Source organism: Paucibacter sp. XJ19-41 (genome assembly GCF_028462495.1).
Lineage (GTDB): Bacteria > Pseudomonadota > Gammaproteobacteria > Burkholderiales > Burkholderiaceae_C > Roseateles_E.
The window spans coordinates 1-16978 of sequence record NZ_JAQOWX010000036.1; the positions used below are offsets into that span (position 1 = coordinate 1).

Annotated in this window: 13 protein-coding genes and 1 pseudogene; 5 read left to right on the plus strand and 9 right to left on the minus strand. The window is 66.5% G+C overall.

Annotation, left to right across the window (positions count from 1 at the left end; genetic code table 11):
* The first annotated feature begins 225 nt into the window (after positions 1 to 225).
* Both PO768_RS11510 and nadC read left to right on the plus strand, forming a co-directional pair.
* Positions 226 to 924 (plus strand): fumarylacetoacetate hydrolase family protein, encoded by a 699-nt coding sequence (locus PO768_RS11510; RefSeq protein WP_137945450.1) that lies wholly within the window; start codon positions 226 to 228, stop codon positions 922 to 924.
* A gap of 3 nt (positions 925 to 927) precedes the next feature.
* A complete protein-coding gene (gene nadC / locus PO768_RS11515) occupies positions 928 to 1794 on the plus strand; it encodes a carboxylating nicotinate-nucleotide diphosphorylase (RefSeq protein WP_272646178.1) in 867 nt (288 codons plus the stop codon).
* On the opposite strand, the gene PO768_RS11520 is transcribed toward nadC, so the two are convergent.
* Positions 1791 to 2816: a glycerophosphodiester phosphodiesterase family protein gene (locus PO768_RS11520; protein WP_272646179.1), complete on the minus strand. Its 1026-nt coding sequence runs from the start codon at positions 2814 to 2816 to the stop codon at positions 1791 to 1793. The two genes, nadC and PO768_RS11520, sit on opposite strands and share 4 nt — an antisense overlap.
* A gap of 210 nt (positions 2817 to 3026) precedes the next feature.
* Here PO768_RS11520 and PO768_RS11525 point away from each other — a divergent pair, with 210 nt between their 5' ends.
* The gene (locus PO768_RS11525; RefSeq protein WP_272646180.1) at positions 3027 to 4883 is read left to right on the plus strand and encodes an ATP-binding protein; all 1857 of its coding nucleotides are present in this window, start codon (positions 3027 to 3029) and stop codon (positions 4881 to 4883) included.
* Positions 4884 to 4914: 31 nt separating this feature from the next.
* A complete protein-coding gene (locus tag PO768_RS11530) occupies positions 4915 to 5136 on the plus strand; it encodes a SlyX family protein (protein ID WP_137945447.1) in 222 nt (73 codons plus the stop codon).
* Here the strand turns inward: PO768_RS11530 and PO768_RS11535 are convergent.
* From PO768_RS11535 to PO768_RS11545, 3 genes are read right to left on the minus strand one after another with little or no spacing between them, the layout of a single operon-like run.
* On the minus strand, positions 5130 to 5930 hold the full coding sequence (locus PO768_RS11535) for a transglutaminase family protein (RefSeq protein WP_269839385.1): 801 nt from the start codon (positions 5928 to 5930) through the stop codon (positions 5130 to 5132). The genes PO768_RS11530 and PO768_RS11535 overlap by 7 nt on opposite strands.
* Positions 5930 to 6898: an alpha-E domain-containing protein gene (locus PO768_RS11540; RefSeq protein WP_272646181.1), complete on the minus strand. Its 969-nt coding sequence runs from the start codon at positions 6896 to 6898 to the stop codon at positions 5930 to 5932. Before PO768_RS11540 ends, PO768_RS11535 begins: the two co-directional genes overlap by 1 nt.
* Before the next feature lie 2 nt (positions 6899 to 6900).
* Positions 6901 to 8337 (minus strand): circularly permuted type 2 ATP-grasp protein, encoded by a 1437-nt coding sequence (locus PO768_RS11545; protein WP_272646182.1) that lies wholly within the window; start codon positions 8335 to 8337, stop codon positions 6901 to 6903.
* A 197-nt stretch (positions 8338 to 8534) separates the two neighbouring features.
* Here PO768_RS11545 and PO768_RS11550 point away from each other — a divergent pair, with 197 nt between their 5' ends.
* The gene (locus PO768_RS11550; protein WP_272646183.1) at positions 8535 to 10622 is read left to right on the plus strand and encodes a diguanylate cyclase domain-containing protein; all 2088 of its coding nucleotides are present in this window, start codon (positions 8535 to 8537) and stop codon (positions 10620 to 10622) included.
* Positions 10623 to 10626: 4 nt separating this feature from the next.
* Here PO768_RS11550 and PO768_RS11555 read toward each other — a convergent pair whose 3' ends face one another.
* The 5 genes and pseudogenes from PO768_RS11555 to PO768_RS11575 form a co-directional block, all read right to left on the minus strand.
* Complete coding sequence (locus PO768_RS11555; protein WP_272646184.1) at positions 10627 to 13623, minus strand: hypothetical protein; 2997 nt, start codon at positions 13621 to 13623, stop codon at positions 10627 to 10629.
* 180 nt (positions 13624 to 13803) lie between these two features.
* Positions 13804 to 14244 (minus strand): pilin, encoded by a 441-nt coding sequence (locus PO768_RS11560; protein ID WP_442953216.1) that lies wholly within the window; start codon positions 14242 to 14244, stop codon positions 13804 to 13806.
* A gap of 225 nt (positions 14245 to 14469) precedes the next feature.
* The gene (locus PO768_RS11565) at positions 14470 to 15243 is read right to left on the minus strand and encodes an MBL fold metallo-hydrolase (protein WP_272646185.1); all 774 of its coding nucleotides are present in this window, start codon (positions 15241 to 15243) and stop codon (positions 14470 to 14472) included.
* A 187-nt stretch (positions 15244 to 15430) separates the two neighbouring features.
* Positions 15431 to 16093, minus strand: coding sequence for an FHA domain-containing protein (locus PO768_RS11570; RefSeq protein ID WP_137945441.1), 663 nt, complete (start codon positions 16091 to 16093; stop codon positions 15431 to 15433).
* Between the two features lie 78 nt (positions 16094 to 16171).
* Positions 16172 to 16954: pseudogene (locus PO768_RS11575) on the minus strand (Stp1/IreP family PP2C-type Ser/Thr phosphatase); the annotation flags it as partial.
* Positions 16955 to 16978: the final 24 nt, after the last annotated feature.

A 16978-nucleotide genomic window follows, 5' to 3' on the forward strand; every position in this document is an offset into this window, starting at 1 on the left:
GGCGGCGTCGGTCGCGGGGCCGGCGCGGTACTGGGGGCGGGCGCGCGGCTGGCGCAGCCGACCAGCAGGGCCAGCAGCACGAGGGCGGGCAGGGACTTCGACATCAGCATTGGGCGCGATGGTAGCCGGGATGCGCACGGGCGCTGCCCGACTACGCAAAGCCCGCAACCCGGCTCCCCGTCGACTTGGCTATGCTGCGCCATCCACAGCATCGTCCCGCCCATCATGACCGACTATGTTTTCGCTCCCGAGGCCCAGCCCAGTGTCGCCGTGCGCGGCAGCCGCCAGCGCTATGCCGTCGCCCGCATCTTCTGCGTCGGCCGCAATTACGCCGCCCATGCCCGCGAGATGGGCAGCGACCCGGATCGCGAACCGCCGTTCTATTTCAGCAAGCCGGCCAATGCCCTGGTGCCGTCCGGCGCCAGCATCGCCTATCCGCCCGGCACCAGCAATTTCCATTACGAGATGGAACTGGTGATCGCGATCGGCGCGCCGGTCTTCAAGGTGGCACCCGAGGCCGCCGAAGCGGCCATCTGGGGCTATGCCGCCGGCCTGGACATGACGCGCCGCGATCTGCAGAACGCGGCCAAGGCCAATGGCCGGCCCTGGGACATCGGCAAGGGCTTCGAGAACTCGGCCGTGATCACCGAGCTGGTGCCGGCCAGCGAGATCGGCCACCCGAAGGCCGGCGCGATCACGCTGGCGGTCAATGGCGTCGAGAAGCAGCGCGGCGATCTGTCGGACATGATCTGGAGCGTGCCCGAGATCGTCGCCAATCTGTCGCAGTACTACCACCTGGGCCCGGGCGATCTGATCTACACCGGCACGCCCGAGGGCGTCGGCGCGGTCAAGCCCGGCGATGTGATCACCGGCGTGATCGAGGGCCTGGATAATCTGAGCCTCACGATCAAAGACCCCGACTGAGCGATGTTCGATCACAACGAGAGCCTGGACGAAGCCCGCGAGCGCAATATCCGCGAGGCGCTGATGGAAGACATCGGGGTCTGCGACTGGACCGCCCGGCTGGTGCCGGCCGGTCGCCGCGTCAAGGCCCAGCTGCGGGTGCGCGAGACTGCGGTGCTGTGCGGGCGCCCCTGGTTCGACGGGGTGTTCGCCGCGCTCGATGCGACGGCCCGCATCGAGTGGCTTTATGAGGAAGGTGCGCGCATGAGCGCCGACACCGTGCTCGGCGAGATCGCGGCCGCCGGCCGGGCCCTGCGGTCGGCCGAGCGGCCGGCAATGAACTTTCTGCAGCTGCTGTCGGGCACGGCGACCCTGACCCGTGCCCATGTCGACGCGATCGCCGGCGCCAGCACCAATCCACGCGGCTGCGCGGTGCTGGATACGCGCAAGACCCTGCCGGGCCTGCGCCTGGCGCAGAAGTATGCGGTGCGCATCGGCGGCGGCGCGAACCAGCGCCTGGCCCTCTATGCCGGCATTCTGATCAAGGAAAACCATATCGCGGCGGCCGGCGGTGTCGCAGCGGCGCTGCGTGCGGCCCAGGCGCTGAACGCGGGCGTGGACATCCAGGTCGAGGTCGAGAGCATCGCTGAGCTGCAGGAGGCGCTGGGCGCCGGTGCGCTCAGCGTGCTGCTGGACAATTTCAGCGAGGCGATGATGCGCGAGGCGGTGGCCGTGACGGCCGGCCGGGCGCTGCTGGAAGTCTCGGGCGGGGTCGAGCTTGACCAGCTGCGCTGGATCGCTGCCACCGGCGTCGACCGCATCTCGATCGGCCGCCTCACCAAGGATGTGAAGGCGGTCGACTACTCGATGCGGGTGCTGGGGCCAGTTTAGGCCTGGCGTCGACGGGCGACCCAGCCCAGCAGCGCGATGCCACCCAGCATCAGCGCATAGCTGCTCGGTTCGGGCACGGCGGCCATCAGCTCGTTGCGGGCGCTCACGGCCAGATCGCTGTAGTTGCTGAACACGCCATCCATGCCCCAGCCGAAGTACTTGTCGTACTGCGCGGCCGCCAGCTCGGCATTGGCCTGGGCGAAGGTGTAGCCATGCACCAGCAGGCCGGCCGCATGGGCGGCCTGGATATAGGACTCGGTCACGGCATTGGCGCCGCTGGCATTGATCGACGGGCCGATGCCGTTGACGTACCGGGCGATGTCGGCAAACGAGCTGCTGGCCGAGTTGCCGAGAAAGACCTGCTGCAGACTCATGCCCAGGCTTTGCTGCTTGGCGCGGATGTTCTTCATCGTGTCCAGGCTGAAGGACTGGATGAAGACCGCGTCGCTGGACTTGCCATAGCCGTACTGGGCCAGCGTCGCCAGGATCTTGTCTTCCATCAGCGGGTCGGCGATCTTGGCCTCGGGGTACAGACCCACGGTGCGGCCGGTCAGCGCGCTCTGCGATTGGGCCAGCTGGATCACTTCGTCGAAGGTCGGCACGCGCAGCGGGTCGGCCGAGCTGGGTGTGAAGCCGGGATAGCTGGTCTTGCCGGTGCCGGTGGGCTTGACGGTCAGCTGCTTGATCTCGGCCAGTGTGTAGTCGGCGACCCGGTAGCCGTTGTTGCGGCGGCCCAGCACGGTGGCGACATCGGTGGTGCGGTTCAGCGTGGCGTCGTGCATCGCGACCAGATGGCCGTCTTTGGTCAGCTGCAGATCGGGCTCGATATAGTCAGCCCCCATTTTGATCGCCAGCTCATAGCCGGCTAGTGTGTGCTCGGGCAGGTAGCCGCTGGCGCCGCGATGGGCGATGACCAGAGGTGCCTGGCCGTTCAGGGTCTTCAGCGACGTGGCCTGGGCCGGCAGGGTGGTGGCGGCGAGCAGCGCCAGGGCCAGCAGGCCGGCGTGAAAAGGGATTCGCATGGGGGTGACTCCAGAGTGGGCAGAGCGCTGCACTCTAGGGAGGGCCGGTGACAACAGCGCCCCCTGACACCCTGCCGAGCGGCACTGCCAGGGGGCGCCACGCGCCCGCCGGCCCAGATGTAAACGTCGGCAACAGTACAGCAGCCTAGGGATTGCCCGGGTATTCTGCGAAGCCCGTCGTTTTGGCGCGGCTTTTGCAACGAGGGCTTTGTGGACAGCAAGACAGCAGCAGTGCTCGACCGTGACACCGGCTTTACGCTGGATGCGGGCCTGCTCGCCCAGCGCAAGGCGGCGCGGGCACGTCGGCTGTATACCCAGCAGATTCCGGCACTGAGATTGCTGGGCTTCGCGATCCTCAGCGTGATCGCGCTGCACAATATGCCCGGCGGCGGGCTGGCCCGGCCCGAGCTGATGGTGCTGATGGCCTTCAATATGGGCTATGCGCTGCTCGGCTGGCTGGCGCTGCGCCTGGGCTGGGGGCGCAGCGGGCGGGTCGATCTGAGCCTGGTCTTCTTCAATCTTGATGTGCTGGCCTGGCTGCCGACGCTCTATTTGCTGGAGCAGGGGCAGCTGTTCTTTGCCTACTTCATGCTGGTGCGGGTGGTCGACCAGATCGGCTTCGGCTTCAGGCGCGCCGTCTATTTCGGCCATGTGATCACGCGGGCCTATCTGGCCTACGGGCTGGGCATCGCCGCGCTGGACCCGGCCCGGGCCCTGTGGAACGAGCGCCTGGGCATTGCCGCCTCGATGTATCTGCTGGGCGTCTATCTGGCCGCCACCGGTCTGGTGATGGAGCGGCTGCGCCGGCGGGCCCGCGAGGCGGTGCGCACCGCCCATCTGCTGGTCGAGCAGCTGGAGCAGAAAGCCCATGCGCTGGAACTGCAGACCATAGAGCTGGACGCGGCGCGGCGCCAGGCCGAGCAGGCCAACCAGGCCAAGTCGCAGTTCCTGGCGGCCACCAGCCATGAGATCCGCACGCCGATGAACGGCATCCTCGGCGCGGCCGAGCTGCTGATGGGCACGACGCTGACTCCGATCCAGCAGCGCTATGTGCAGACCGCCCACCATTCGGCCACCGCCTTGCTGGGCCTGATCGACGATGTGCTGGACCTGTCGCGCATCGAGGCCGGCAAGCTGGAGCTGCGACCGGTGGTGCTGGACCTGCGCGCCCTGGTGGGCGAGGCGCTGGAGCTGGTGATGGCGACGACGCGCGACAAGCCGGTCACGCTGACGGCCCATGCCTCGGTCAAGCTGCCGCCCCGGGTGCTGGCCGACGCTACACGCCTGCGCCAGCTGCTGGTGAATCTGCTGCACAACGCGGTCAAGTTCACCGACCGGGGCAGCGTGCGCCTGGAGGTGCTGGTGCTGGAGGCGCAGCCGCTGCGCGTGCGCTTCTCGGTGCGCGATACCGGCATCGGCATCCCGGCCTCGCAGCTGGAGACCATCTTCGACACCTTCACCCAGGTCGACAGCTCCAGCACCCGGCGCCACGGCGGCGGCGGCCTGGGGCTGGCCATCGTCAAGGAGCTGACCGAGCTGATGGGCGGCCAGGTCAATGTCGACAGCGATGTGGGCCAGGGCTCGCACTTCTGGATCGACCTGCCGCTGCAGGTCGCCGGCGAGGAGGCCGTCACGGTGGCCGCGCCGCTGGAGCCGGCCCAGGAGGCGGTGACGGTCAATGTGCTGGTGGCCGAGGACGACCCGGTCAATCAGATGGTGGTCGAGGGCATGCTGAAGATGCTGGGCTGCCAGGTCGATGTGGTCAATGACGGCCAGGCCGCCCAGGCGGTGGCGCGCAAGGGGCAGTACGACATCATCTTCATGGACTGCCATATGCCGCAGATGGACGGCTACGAGGCCACCCAGCGCATCCGCGCCACTGAGCAGGACGGCAGCCGTCGCACCCCCATCGTCGCGCTGACCGCCGATGCGCTGGCCAGCGACCGCGAGCGCTGCCTGCAGGCCGGCATGAACGACTTCATGACCAAGCCGGTCAACCGTGCCCAGCTGGCCGCGATGATCAAGCGCTGGACCGGGCTGGCGACCCTGCCGACCACGCAGTGGTGAGCGAGGGGCTGGCTTGAGGTCCAATATCGCGATGGACAAAGCCCAAGACACCGAGCAACGCCTCACCGATCTGGAAATCAAGGCCAGCTTCACCGAAGACCTGGTCGACCACCTGAACCAGACCGTGATCCGCCAGCAGCAGCAGATCGATGCGCTGCTGCACGAGCTGGCCGCGTTGCGCGAGCGCGCCACGGCGCCGGCCGAGAGCGTGGGCTTTCGCAGCCTGCGCGACGAGCTGCCGCCGCACTACTGAGCCGGCGGCGTCAGCGTCACCTGCACCTGGGCCTGCATCGCCTCCCCGCCGCCGCCCAGGCGCATGCCGCGCACCGGGCAGGCGTCCAGATAGTCGGCACCGATGGCCAGCTTCACATAGCGGCCGTCGGCCAGGCACTGGTTGCTGACGTCGAAGCCCAGCCAGCCCTCGGTCAGCCGCGCCTCGGCCCAGGCATGACTGGCGACATGGTGGTCGTCGGTGGCCAGATAGCCGGAGACATAGCGCACCGGCACGCCCAGCAGCCGCGCGCAGGTGGCAAACACCTGGGCATGGTCCTGGCAGACGCCCAGCCGGCGCTCGAAAGCCTCGGCAGCTGGCGTGGCGGCATCGGTGAAGCCGGGGGTGTAGGGCATCTGCACACCCAGCGCCTGCATCAGCGCCAGCAGGCCGTCGCGGGTGTCGGCGGCGACGCCGCCGGCATGGGCCTGGGCGAAGGCGCGCAGCGCCGCATCGGCGCGGGTCAGGGCCGAGTCGCGCAGGAACAGCTCGGGCGGGAAGGCGTCCTGCGGGTCGGGCCGGGGCGGGCCATCGACGGTGTCGACCAGGCCCTCGGCGCGCAGCCGGATCTCGCTGTGCGGCCGGTCCATGCTCAGCACATGCATCACATTGCCATAGGCGTCCTTGCCCCGGCTGGCCCGGCCCGGCAGGCTCAGCACCCAGCGCAGCACGCGCTGGCCGGCGCCGTCGGTGGGCGTCAGGCGCAGGTACTGGGTGCTGCGCTTGACCGGGTGGTCATAGCGGTAGACCGTCTCATGGCTGATGGCGAGGCGCATCAGTTGGCTTCCAGATAGGCTTCGCGGATCGCGTTGGCGAGCTGGGCCGATTCCTCGAGGAACTGGGTCAGCCAGCGGTGCACGCCGGCGTCCAGGATCTCGTCGACCGCGCCGTACTCCAGCCGCAGCGCCAGCTGGCCGGCCAGGCGCTTGACCTCGCGGCCGGCGTCCTGCGCGCCCGGTTTCGCCTCGATATGCGGCAGGATCGCGACGATCTCGTCGCAGCAGGCCCGCAGCGAGCGCGGGATGTCGGGCCGCAGTATCAGCAGCTCGGTGACGCGGCGGCCGTCCAGGCTTTCGCGATAGACCGCGTGATAGGCCTCGAAGGCCGACAGCGAGCGCAGCAGCGCGCTCCAGGCATAGAAGTCGGGCGCACTCTCGACCGGTACGTCCACCGGCACCAGGCTCTCGACGGCCGGCTCGATCAACTGCGACTTCACATCGAGCAGGCGGGCGGTGTTGTCGGCGCGCTCGATGAAGGTGCCCAGGCGGATGAAGTTGTAGGCATCGTTGCGCTGCAGGGTGCCGTAGGTGGCGCCGCGGAACAGGTGCGAGCGCTCCTTGACCCAGTCGAAGAAGCTCGAGACGCTGGGGATGCCGCGCTTGGGGAAGCTGCGCGCCTCCAGCCAGGTGCTGTTGATGGCCTCCCACATCTCGGCGGTGATCTGGCCGCGCACCGCATGGGCGTTCTCGCGCGCGCCCTTCAGGCAGCTCAGCACCGAGGCCGGGTTGGCGAGGTCCAGCGCCATGAAGTTGAACAGATGCTCGGGGTCCAACGAGGACTGGCTTTGCGTGAAGGACTCCAGCGTGCCGGTGACGGCCAGCGGCGCGGCCAGCTCGGTCATCGCGCCACGGCTTTGCGGCAGCAGGGACAGCGAGTGCGTCACATCGAGCATGCGCACCAGGTTCTCGGCGCGCTCGAGATAGCGGCTCATCCAGAAGAGTTGGGAGGCGGTACGTGACAGCATGATCAGGACTCCACGCTTTCCAGAATCCAGGTGTCTTTGGTGCCACCACCTTGGGACGAATTCACCACCAGCGAACCCTGCTTCAGGGCCACGCGCGTCAGCCCGCCGGCGACCATGCTGATCTCGCGGCCGCTCAGCACAAAGGGCCGCAGATCGATATGGCGCGGTGCGATGCCGGCCTCGACAAAAGTCGGGCAGCTCGACAGGCACAGCGTGGGCTGGGCGATGTAGTTGCTCGGGTTGGCCTTGACCCGCGCGCGGAAGTCATCGACCTCGGCGGCCGTCGAGGCCGGGCCCACCAGCATGCCGTAGCCGCCGGCACCGTGCACTTCCTTGACCACCAGCTCGGCCATGTGCTTGAGCACATGGTCCAGATCGGCCGGCTTGCGGCATTGCCAGGTCGGCACGTTGTGCAGTATCGGTTCCTCCTTCAGATAGAAGCGGATCATGTCGGGCACATAGGGGTAGATCGATTTGTCATCGGCCACGCCGGTGCCTATCGCATTGGCCAGGATCAGATGGCCCTGCTTGTAGACCGAGAGCAGACCCGGCACGCCCAGCATCGAGTCGGCGCGGAAGGCCAGCGGGTCGAGGAAGGCGTCGTCGATGCGGCGGTAGATCACGTCCACCCGTTTCGGGCCCACGGTGGTGCGCATATAGAGGTAGTCGTCCTTGACGAACAAGTCCTGACCCTCGACCAGCTCCACCCCCATCTGCTGGGCCAGGAAGGCATGCTCGAAATAGGCGCTGTTGAAGGGGCCGGGGGTCAGCACGACCACATTCGGGTTCTCGACCTCGGCCGCATGGCGCAAGGTGTCGAGCAGCAGGGTCGGGTAATGAGCCACCGGCGCGACGGGGTAGCGCGCAAACAGCTCGGGGAACAGCCGCATCATCATCTTGCGGTTTTCCAGCATATAGCTGACGCCCGAGGGCACGCGCAGATTGTCTTCCAGCACGTAGTAGCCGCCGTCCGAGTGGCGTATCAGGTCGACCCCGGTGATGTGGGCGTAGATGCCGTGCGGCAGGTCCAGGCCCTGCATCGCCGGCTGGTACTGGGCATTGGCGAACACCTGCTCGGCCGGGATCAGGCCGGCCTTGATGATCTCGTGATCGTGGTAGATGTCCCACAGAAATCGGTTCAGCGCGGTGACGCGCTGGCGCAGCCCGGCCTCCAGCATCTGCCACTCGCTGGCCGGCACGATGCGCGGCACGGTGTCGAAAGGGATCAGGCGCTCGGCGCCGGCCTCGTCGCCGTAGACGGCGAAGGTGATGCCCACCTTGTGGAACAGCAGGTCGGCCTCGGCCCGCTTCTTGGCCAGGGCCTCGGGCGTCTGGGCCTGCAGCCACTGGTCAAAGGCCTGGTAATGGGGGCGCGTGGCCCCGTCGGCGAGCAGCATCTCGTCATAGTGGCCCGGGGCGGGAAGGGTGAGCGCATGCATGTTGAGAAAGACTCCGTCGGCTTGAATCGCGATAGACGCAAGGGCTGTGCCCAGGCCTGCATTGCTTGCCTGCAGTGCAGCTTGCCCGAGTTTGGTGCGTTCGGCCAGTGGTCGATCAGTCGGCGATGCGCTGACTTGGTGCGCGGCGCCCGTCTCGCGACTTGCGGTGTACCGACGACCCGGCTACAAAGCAGCCCATGAATGTTGCCATGCAAGACCTGACCCGCCCCCGCAAGGACCGCCTCTCGCTGGGCAGCTGGCTGACCGCCGCCGTGCTGACGGCGGTGCTGCTGGCCGTGCTCAGCTGTGTCTGGCTGATCGAGAACTTTGCGCGCGCCCATGCCGAGCGGCGCGCCACCGAATCGTTGCGGCAGATCGCGCTGGACTTCCGTGGCGCACTCGACCGGGGCATGGCCCAGCAGTTCCAGGAGGTCAAGGTGCTGTCGCAGCTGGAGCTGTTTCAGCGCCACGACGATGTGCCGGCGATGCGCCGGGCGCTGGAGCAGATCCGGCTGGGCTTCGGCCATTTCGCCTGGCTGGGGGTGACCGATGCCGAGGGTCGGGTGCTGGCCGCCGGCGGCGGCCTGCTCGAAGGGGTCAATGTCGCGCAGCGACCCTGGTGGCAGGGCGGCAAGGCCGGTCCCTTCGTGGGTGATGTGCATGCCGCCGTGCTGCTGGAGAAGCTGCTGCCCAAGCAGGAGGAGCCCTGGCGCTTTGTCGACTTTGCGCTGCCCTTGCGCGACGAGCGTGGCCGCTATCTGGGCGTGTTCGGCGTGCATCTGAGCTGGACCTGGGCGCGCCAGATCAGGAACGAGCTGATCGACACCGCGATGGAGTCGCATGCGGCCGAGGCCCTGGTGATCGGGCAGGACGGCACGGTGCTGCTGGGCCCCCCGGCGCTGGAGGGTCGCAAGCTGGCGCTTGATATGGGCACGATAGACACGGCCCAGCGCTACAGCGATGCCGGCGTCGACTATTTCGCGGTGACCGCCGCGACGCGCGGCCAGGGCAGCTATCCGGGCCTGGGCTGGACCGTCTTGATGCGCATGCCGACCAGCGTGGCGCTGGCCGACTATCAGAAGCTGCGCGGCCAGATCGTGATGGTCGCGCTGGCGCTGGTGGCCCTGTCCGTGCCGCTGGCCTGGTTGCTGGCGCGCCGCTTGTCGGCGCCGCTGGAGCGGCTGGCTGCGGTGATCTCATCGCGCCGGCACCTGGGCGACGAGCCGCTGCCCCGGGTGGGGGGCTATCGCGAGGTGGCCCTCTTGTCGGGGGCGCTGGCCGATCTGTCGGCCCGCCAGGCCAGGCAGGACGCTGCGCTGACCGAACTCAACACCTCGCTGGAGCAGCGCGTCGAGCAGCGCACCGCCGAACTGCAGCAGGCGCTGCGCCAGCTGCAGGCGGGCGAGCGGCGGCTGCGCACCATTGCCGACAACCTGCCGGTGCTGATTTCCTATATCGACCGCGAGCAGCGCCTGCAGTTCCTGAACGCGACCTTCAAACCCTGGATGGACATCGACCCGGCGCGTGCCCTGGGCCAGCGCCTGCCCGAGCTGATCGGTCCCGAGGCCTATGAGCCGCGCCGCCAGGCCCTGCAGCAGGCCCTGGATGGCGAGCGGGCCAGCTTCGAGACCGAGGCCGAGGCGGGCGGCGTCAAACGCCTGCTGCGCGCCGACTACATACCCGATCTGCTGGAGGACGGCTCGGTGGCTGGCGTCTACACGCTGGCCACCGACATCACGGCGGCCAAGCTGGTCGAACAGCATCTGGATCGCCTGAGTCGCGTCGATGGACTGACCGGGCTGCCGAACCGGCGCCAGTTCGACGAGCGACTGGAGGAGGCGCTGGCCCGCAGCCGGCGCAACGCCCAGTGCCTGGCCCTGATCTTCCTGGACATCGACAAGTTCAAGCAGATCAACGATGGCCTCGGCCACGCGGCCGGCGATCAGGTGCTGCAGGAGTTCGCCCGGCGCCTAGGCCGCTGCGTGCGTAGCACCGATATGGTCGCGCGGCTGGGCGGTGACGAGTTCGTGCTGATTCTCGAGGGCCTGCACCAGCCCGATGAGGCCGAGCTCGTGGCCGGCAAGATCCTGCATGCGATGCAGGAGCCGGTGGAGCTGCCCACCGGCGCGCTACAGCTGGCGACCAGCATGGGGATTGCGGCCTATGCCGGCGGGCCAGACGAGGTGCCGGCTGCGGCCGCGTTGCTGGCCAGCGCGGATGAGGCGCTGTATCGGGCGAAGGGGGCGGGGAGGGGGTGTTTTAGGTGGGCGGGCGGGGCGCACTAGCCGGTCAGCCGGCCGCCGCACACACGGCCTCATGCCCGTCCCAGGCTTTCAAGAAGTCTCTTGTGCTTGTGGGCAATTGCTTTGGGATGCTGTCGCCAAACTGCTTGTCCCAGCGAGCCGCAGCCCCTTTTCCTCCCAGCACCATGCTCGCCAAGCTGCCATAGACCAAGGCGCCATGCCGGAACAGAGGCGTCAGCGTTGGGTCTTTCTCGGCGAGAAGCAGAGCGGCCAGTCGTTCCACTTCGCGCCAATCGTTGCGCAGCCAAGCGGCATAAAGCCTGACCTGGGCACGCAACCACTCCGGCGCTTCGCGCGGCAGCTTGGCCAGCCACGCCGCCTCATCCCACAAGCGCCGTGCCTCATCGTTGGGCAGATGGGCCACCGTGGAATTGGCAAGATGCGTCATGGTCTGGTGCAGTGTGGCCGCATGAAAGGGCACGACACCGGATAGCTGAGCTCTGAGCAAGCGGATGTCTCTTGCCAGTACCGGATCGCTCTTCTCCAGTTCGGTCACCACCTTGTCCGCTGCGAAAGCTTGGCTCGCGGCGCGCGCGTCCAGATGCGCACGGACCAAGCTCGAATGCTCTGTTCGCGTGATTTCGGCGCCAGCTTCCATGGGGCGCCGGCATTCCAAGGCATTCAGGATTGGCAAGCCGGCCAGCACGAGTTGCGGGAGCTGATGCGCAGACTGGCTTTTGAATCGTGCTTTGGGCGCCTGGAGCGCAACGCTTGGGTAGAAGTCGGAATGCGCTCTTGCCTGGTGCTGCCGGACAAAAGTGCGCAGCATCGCTGCACCGCCGACGCGCCGCACTTGCAGATCGGCAATAGAACTCAAGCCCACGCGGCGCAGTTCATCGGCCAGCCCGGGGGCTTCCCACAGACGACTTGCTTGCTCGACCGCTAAGGATGGCGCGACCTTGCTGCGCGCCAGGATGATGAAGTCATTGCTGTTGGTCACCAGCAGCTCGCTGTGCGGGAACTCCGTCAGCAGCGCCGCCAGCATTTCGGCGAGCAGCGCGTCGGTCATCTCATAGGCATGAATCCACTGCACCAGCAAACCGTCCTCACGGAGCTTGCCACGGACTCGCGCATAGAACTCCTGGGTGAACAGGCTTGCGACACCGCTGACCCAGGGGTTGGACGGTTCGGAGACGATGGCATCGTACAAGCCGTCGTGCGTAGCCAGAAATGTGCGGGCATCCTCGATGCGGAGAAAGGAGCGCGGGTCTTCGTAGGCCCTGGCGTTGAGGGGCAAGAAGGTCTTGGCGCCCTCCCACATTGCGTGCTCGATCTCGATCGTGTCCACCCGCTGCACCAGCGACGATCCCAGCAGCGTGTGCGTGGACAAGCCAGAACCCCAGCCGATCACTGCGACCTCCTTAGGCTGCGGATGCCAGGCCAGCGGTGCCATGCCCAACATCAGCATCGTGATCTCATCTGAGGTTGGTGTGCTCTGGGAATCCCTGAGGCCCGCATCGGGCTTGCCATTGGTGGAGATGATGACGGTCTGATCGCTGAACATGCGGGCCGAGACCGTGGCGGTCGATCCGTCGCGGAAGTACAGGAGCTGGCCGAGCTTGGTCTCGTCTGAAATTCCGGTTCTGAACACCCCCGAAGCCTGTTGCAAGGTACTGGGTAGCCCGAAGTACAGGACCAGGCCTGCCACCGTTACGGCGCCCACCGCGCTCGCGCCGGCAGGCAATGTCCAGCTTCCTTGCTTCAGCCCGCGCAGCAACCACAGCCCGATCAGCACATCCATGGTGGCTGCGGCCACCACGCTGAGCGTGATTCCCATCAGCGGTATCAAGACGTGTACCACCGTCACCACGCCGAAGATGGCACCTATCGTGTTGGCGGCGTAAACACGGCCGATGGCCGCCTCGCCCGCCCCTTGGCGGAGCAGGGCGGTAGTGAACAGCGGGAGCGTCATGCCCGCAAAGAAGGCGGCGGGGGTCATCACCAGCAGGGCAATGACTGCCGTGGCGATGCTGTAAAGCGCATAGCCTCCGTCGGTCCGGGCCAGCGCCGTCGTCAACCAGCCTACCCATTCAAAGCTCCGGGCCAACACGGGCACGGACAAGAGCGCGCAAGTGCCCATCGCGACCTGCACATAACCTGCGTAGCGCACCACATCGGCAATCTGATCACCTCGGTGGCGAATCCACAGCCCACCGCAGGCGATGCCGAAGATGAAGGCGGCGAGCATCAACTCGAAGCCATGCAGCGTGGTGCCCAGCGCCTGGTTGAGCATGCGCACCCAGCCAATCTCGTAGCCAAAAGATGCGGCGCTGGAGAGAAAGGTGGCGGCCAACAGCGTGCGCTGCAGGCCGCGCAGATCGGCGCTCTGAGCAGCGGGCTTGTCGCCCTGAGACGCGAAGCCGTGCTCAGGGGCTTTGAAGGCAATCCACGCCGTGCCTGCGGCCAGCAGCAGATTCATGCCCGCTGCCACCTGCAGGCTGCCGGGCAGCCCGAACAGGGGAAGCAGCAGGAAGCTGGCGGCCAGGGCACCGGCGGCGGCACCCAGCCCATTGGCGAAGTAAAGGCCGCCCAGCGTGGCGCCCATGGCCTGCCGGTTCCAGCGCAGCATGCCGCCAGCAATGAGGGGAAAGGTCGCGCCCAGCAGAACGGTCTGTACTGCGATCAGGCTGCCGGCGCCCAACCAGGGCCAGGCCTTGGCCGCCCAATGGCCTTGCAGCGCCGGTAGCACCTGCGTCTCGCTCAAGCCGACAAAGCCGGTGAATAGTCCATGAAAAGCAAACCCGGCCAGGCCGATCAGCAACTCAATCGCGGCATAACAGCCGATCAGGCTGCGCAGGCGGGCGGTCAGCCGACTGACCGCCCAGGCGCCGAATGCCATTCCCCCCATGAACATCACCAGCACCAGGGTCTGAGCGTAGGCGGCATGGCCGAGCAGCAGGCCTAGGTACTGGGTCCAGACTGACTGGTAGATCAGCGCAGAGAAGCCGGAGGCAACGAAAAGTAGTAGCAGTGCGATCTGCATAGGTGGCCTTCAACCTTGCTGCTGATTCCTGACCCGCAAAGCCTAGCGAGCCAGCAATTTGTTCTGTCCCAAAGAAAAAGGGGCTCTAGAGCCCCTTTTTCCTATCCAAGCTGATGATGCTGCCCGATAACCGCTGCCGCCGTGGTTCTGCAGCCAATGGTCTACGGTCAGCAGTCAAGATTAGGGATTATTCTTGGTAATCGAGTCAGTGACCGGACCAGCTGTGCAACCGGTGCAAGAGTTCTTCCAAGAGATGCGGGCGCCGTCTCCGGCCGACTCCATCTTGATGGTCGCATCGTCGATGTCGCCATGAATGCCCTTGTTGAGCACAATTTCAATATCGCCGTCTGCGGCAGTAACAGACTTGATCTCCTTGGTCGCTGTGAAGGCGGGCACATCATTGCTGTTTGTCGAGCAGCCGGTCTTGGTACCGATGGTCTGGATGCACAGCGCCACAGCCTTCTTCACGCCATCCACCTGAGCCAACGTCGAGCCGACACGTGCCTTGCCGGTGTAATCGCGATACTGCGGAATCGCCACCGCAGCCAAGATACCAATAATCGCCACGACGATCATCAGTTCGATCAGGGTGAAACCTTGTTGGACGCGCTTCATGCTCATGATGGGGACTCCTGGGAAGAAAAGAAATGCATTGAGGGGTAGAGACACTCCCCCTGAATGCAGGGGCCGTGCCAGGCTTTTGATCGCCTTTGCCGTGACGGATCTCACGGAATTTCGGGGGCTTGCGGGCTTGAAGCGACCCGTATGGTCACCCGGGGCCGCGCGTTTTGTTCGGGCTTCCTGGAACTGACCATTTTTGTCAGTCGGCCCGGCGGCCGGGGCGGTTCAGAGGCTCAGGATGTCGCCGGCCTTCAGCGCGCTGATCCTGTGCGGGCTGCTCAAGGCACCGATCTCGCTCATCACCGCGTCCATCTCGCCGGGCTTGATGTGGGTGATGTGGACCTCGACGCTGCCGCCCAGCTGGGCCAGCTCGCGACCCAGTGCGGTGGGGCAGAGATGGCGGCTGATGCGGGCGAGTTGGCGCTCGTCGTCACCAAAAGCGGTTTCAATCACCAGATGGGCGACCTTGATCTCGGACAGGCGTTGCCACAGGGCCGGGTTGGGACCGGTATCCCCGGTGTAGACCCAGTAGCCGGCAGGTGAGTCGACCGCAAAGCCGACCGCCGGGACCGTGTGTTCGGCATTCAGCACCTCGATCTCGCGGCCGCCCAGGTTCAGGCGCTGGCCGATCTCGAAGGGATGCAGGCTCAGCACCGGGTGCTCGGCGCTGGGCAGGCGGGTGAAGTCGGGCCAGATCACGCCGTTGAAGATGTGCTGGCGCAGCGCGTCCAGCGTCGCTGTCAGGGCGTGGACCTGGATAGGCGGGCGGCCAGCCTGGGCGCGCAGGCGCAGCACGGTGTCGGCCAGCAGGCCTATGGCCAGGATGTGGTCCAGGTGCGAGTGACTGACCAGGATGTGGTCGATGCGGGCCAGGGCGTCCAGGCCGAGGTCACCGACACCGGTGCCGGCGTCGATCAGGATGTCATCGTCGAGCAGGAAGGCGCTGGTCTTGTAGCCTGCTGCAATGGCGCCGGAGCAGCCCAGGACATGTATGTTCATGCGTCGGAGTCGGAGATGGCGCACGAGATTGTGGGCGCCGTCTCAATTTACGCGCCCCGGGCAGCCCTGCCTAGCTGCGTAGTTCGCGTTTCTCAGCCGATCAGGGGACGGCCGTGGCGATGTCGGGCGGTGGCGTGATTTGCTGCACGGCGGGCCCGGCCTGGGCTGCCGGTTTCAGCCGCCGGGTTCAGAGGCCGGCTTGGACGAACTGCATCTGGGTGCCGGCCAGCTCGATCACATCGCCGCTCTTCAGCGCGACCGATTCACCGACCAGGGGGATGCCGTTGACGCTGGGGCGGGCGCCGCCCTCGACATGGGCGAACACATAGCCGCTCGGGCGCTTGGTGATGGAGGCGACCTGCACGCCGGGCTTGCCGACCGTGGTGACCACCTTGGTCAGGCTGACCTCGCGGCCGGCGGCCGCGCCGGTCAGCACCTTGATGGTGGCCGGCAGCGCGGTGCTGGCGGGCGAACCCAGGGCGCCGAAGGACGAGGGCAGACCGAAACCGCTGGGCACGGCCGAGCCGGGCTTCAGGATCATGGTCTTCTCGTAGTCCACGCTGTCTTCCAGCAGGAACTTGATCTTGTATTTGCCGATCTCGACGACGTCGCTGTTGCTGAGCAACTGCTTCTTGATCGCCTTGCCGTTGATATAGGTGCCGTTGGTGGAGTTCAGGTCTTCGATGAAGACATCGGCGCCCACCATCTGCAGCACGGCATGCTCACCGCTGACCGCCAGGTTGTCGATCACGATGTCGTTGTAAGGCCGCCGCCCCAGGGTGGTCTTGTCCTTGGTGATCTGCACCTCCTTGATCACCACCCCATCGAGCGAAACCACCAGCTTGCCCATGCTTGACCTCAAGTCCTGTTGTCTGTTTTGCGTGCCGGCCGGCTGCTCCAAGCCGCCGATTCGGACCCGACCTGATTTACGACCGAAGGGCCACCATGTCCGGCCGGTCGCCCGGGCGGGACCCTCGGCGCGGGCCAACACAATCGCAATATTATCCTTGCCGCCCATGTCATTGGCCGCATCAATCAAGGCTTGAGCCGCTTCCGACAGCGAAGGGTGGCTTAAGAGCAACTGAGTCAGGGCGTCGTCGTCCAGCATATCGGAGAGTCCATCCGAGCACAGCAGGAACAGATCGCCCGGCTGAACCTCGTGCTGATGCAGCTCCAGCATCACCGTGTCCTCGACGCCAACCGCCCGGGTTACCAGATTGCGGTTGTTGGAATAGGCGGCTTCTTCTGGGGTCAGCAGGCCGGCATCGAGCTGCTCCTGCAGCAGCGAATGGTCGCGGGTCAGCTGACTCAGCTGGCCGTTGCGCAAACGGTAGGCGCGCGAATCGCCGACATGGCCCAGCAGCAGGCCCTCGTCGCGGAACACGGCCAGCACCAGGGTCGTGCCCATGCCGGCATAGCGCGGATTGGTGTTGGCCGCGTTGAAGATGGCGCGGTTGGCGTTGTCGACACAAATGTCCATCGCCCGCTTCACGTCGGCGGCGGTGGCCTTGTTGCTGGTTTCCTTCAGCCAGCGGCCCAGCTCGGCCGTGATGAAGGAGGTCAGCATCTGGCTGGCGACCTCGCCGGCGTTGTAGCCCCCCATGCCGTCGGCCAGCACGGCCAGGCTCACGGCCGGGTCCAGCGCCACCGAGTCTTCGTTGTTGTCGCGGGCGCGGCCGACATCGGTAGCGCTGAAGATCTCCACGGTCATGGGCTGGCTGGGCTGTGTCGCTTG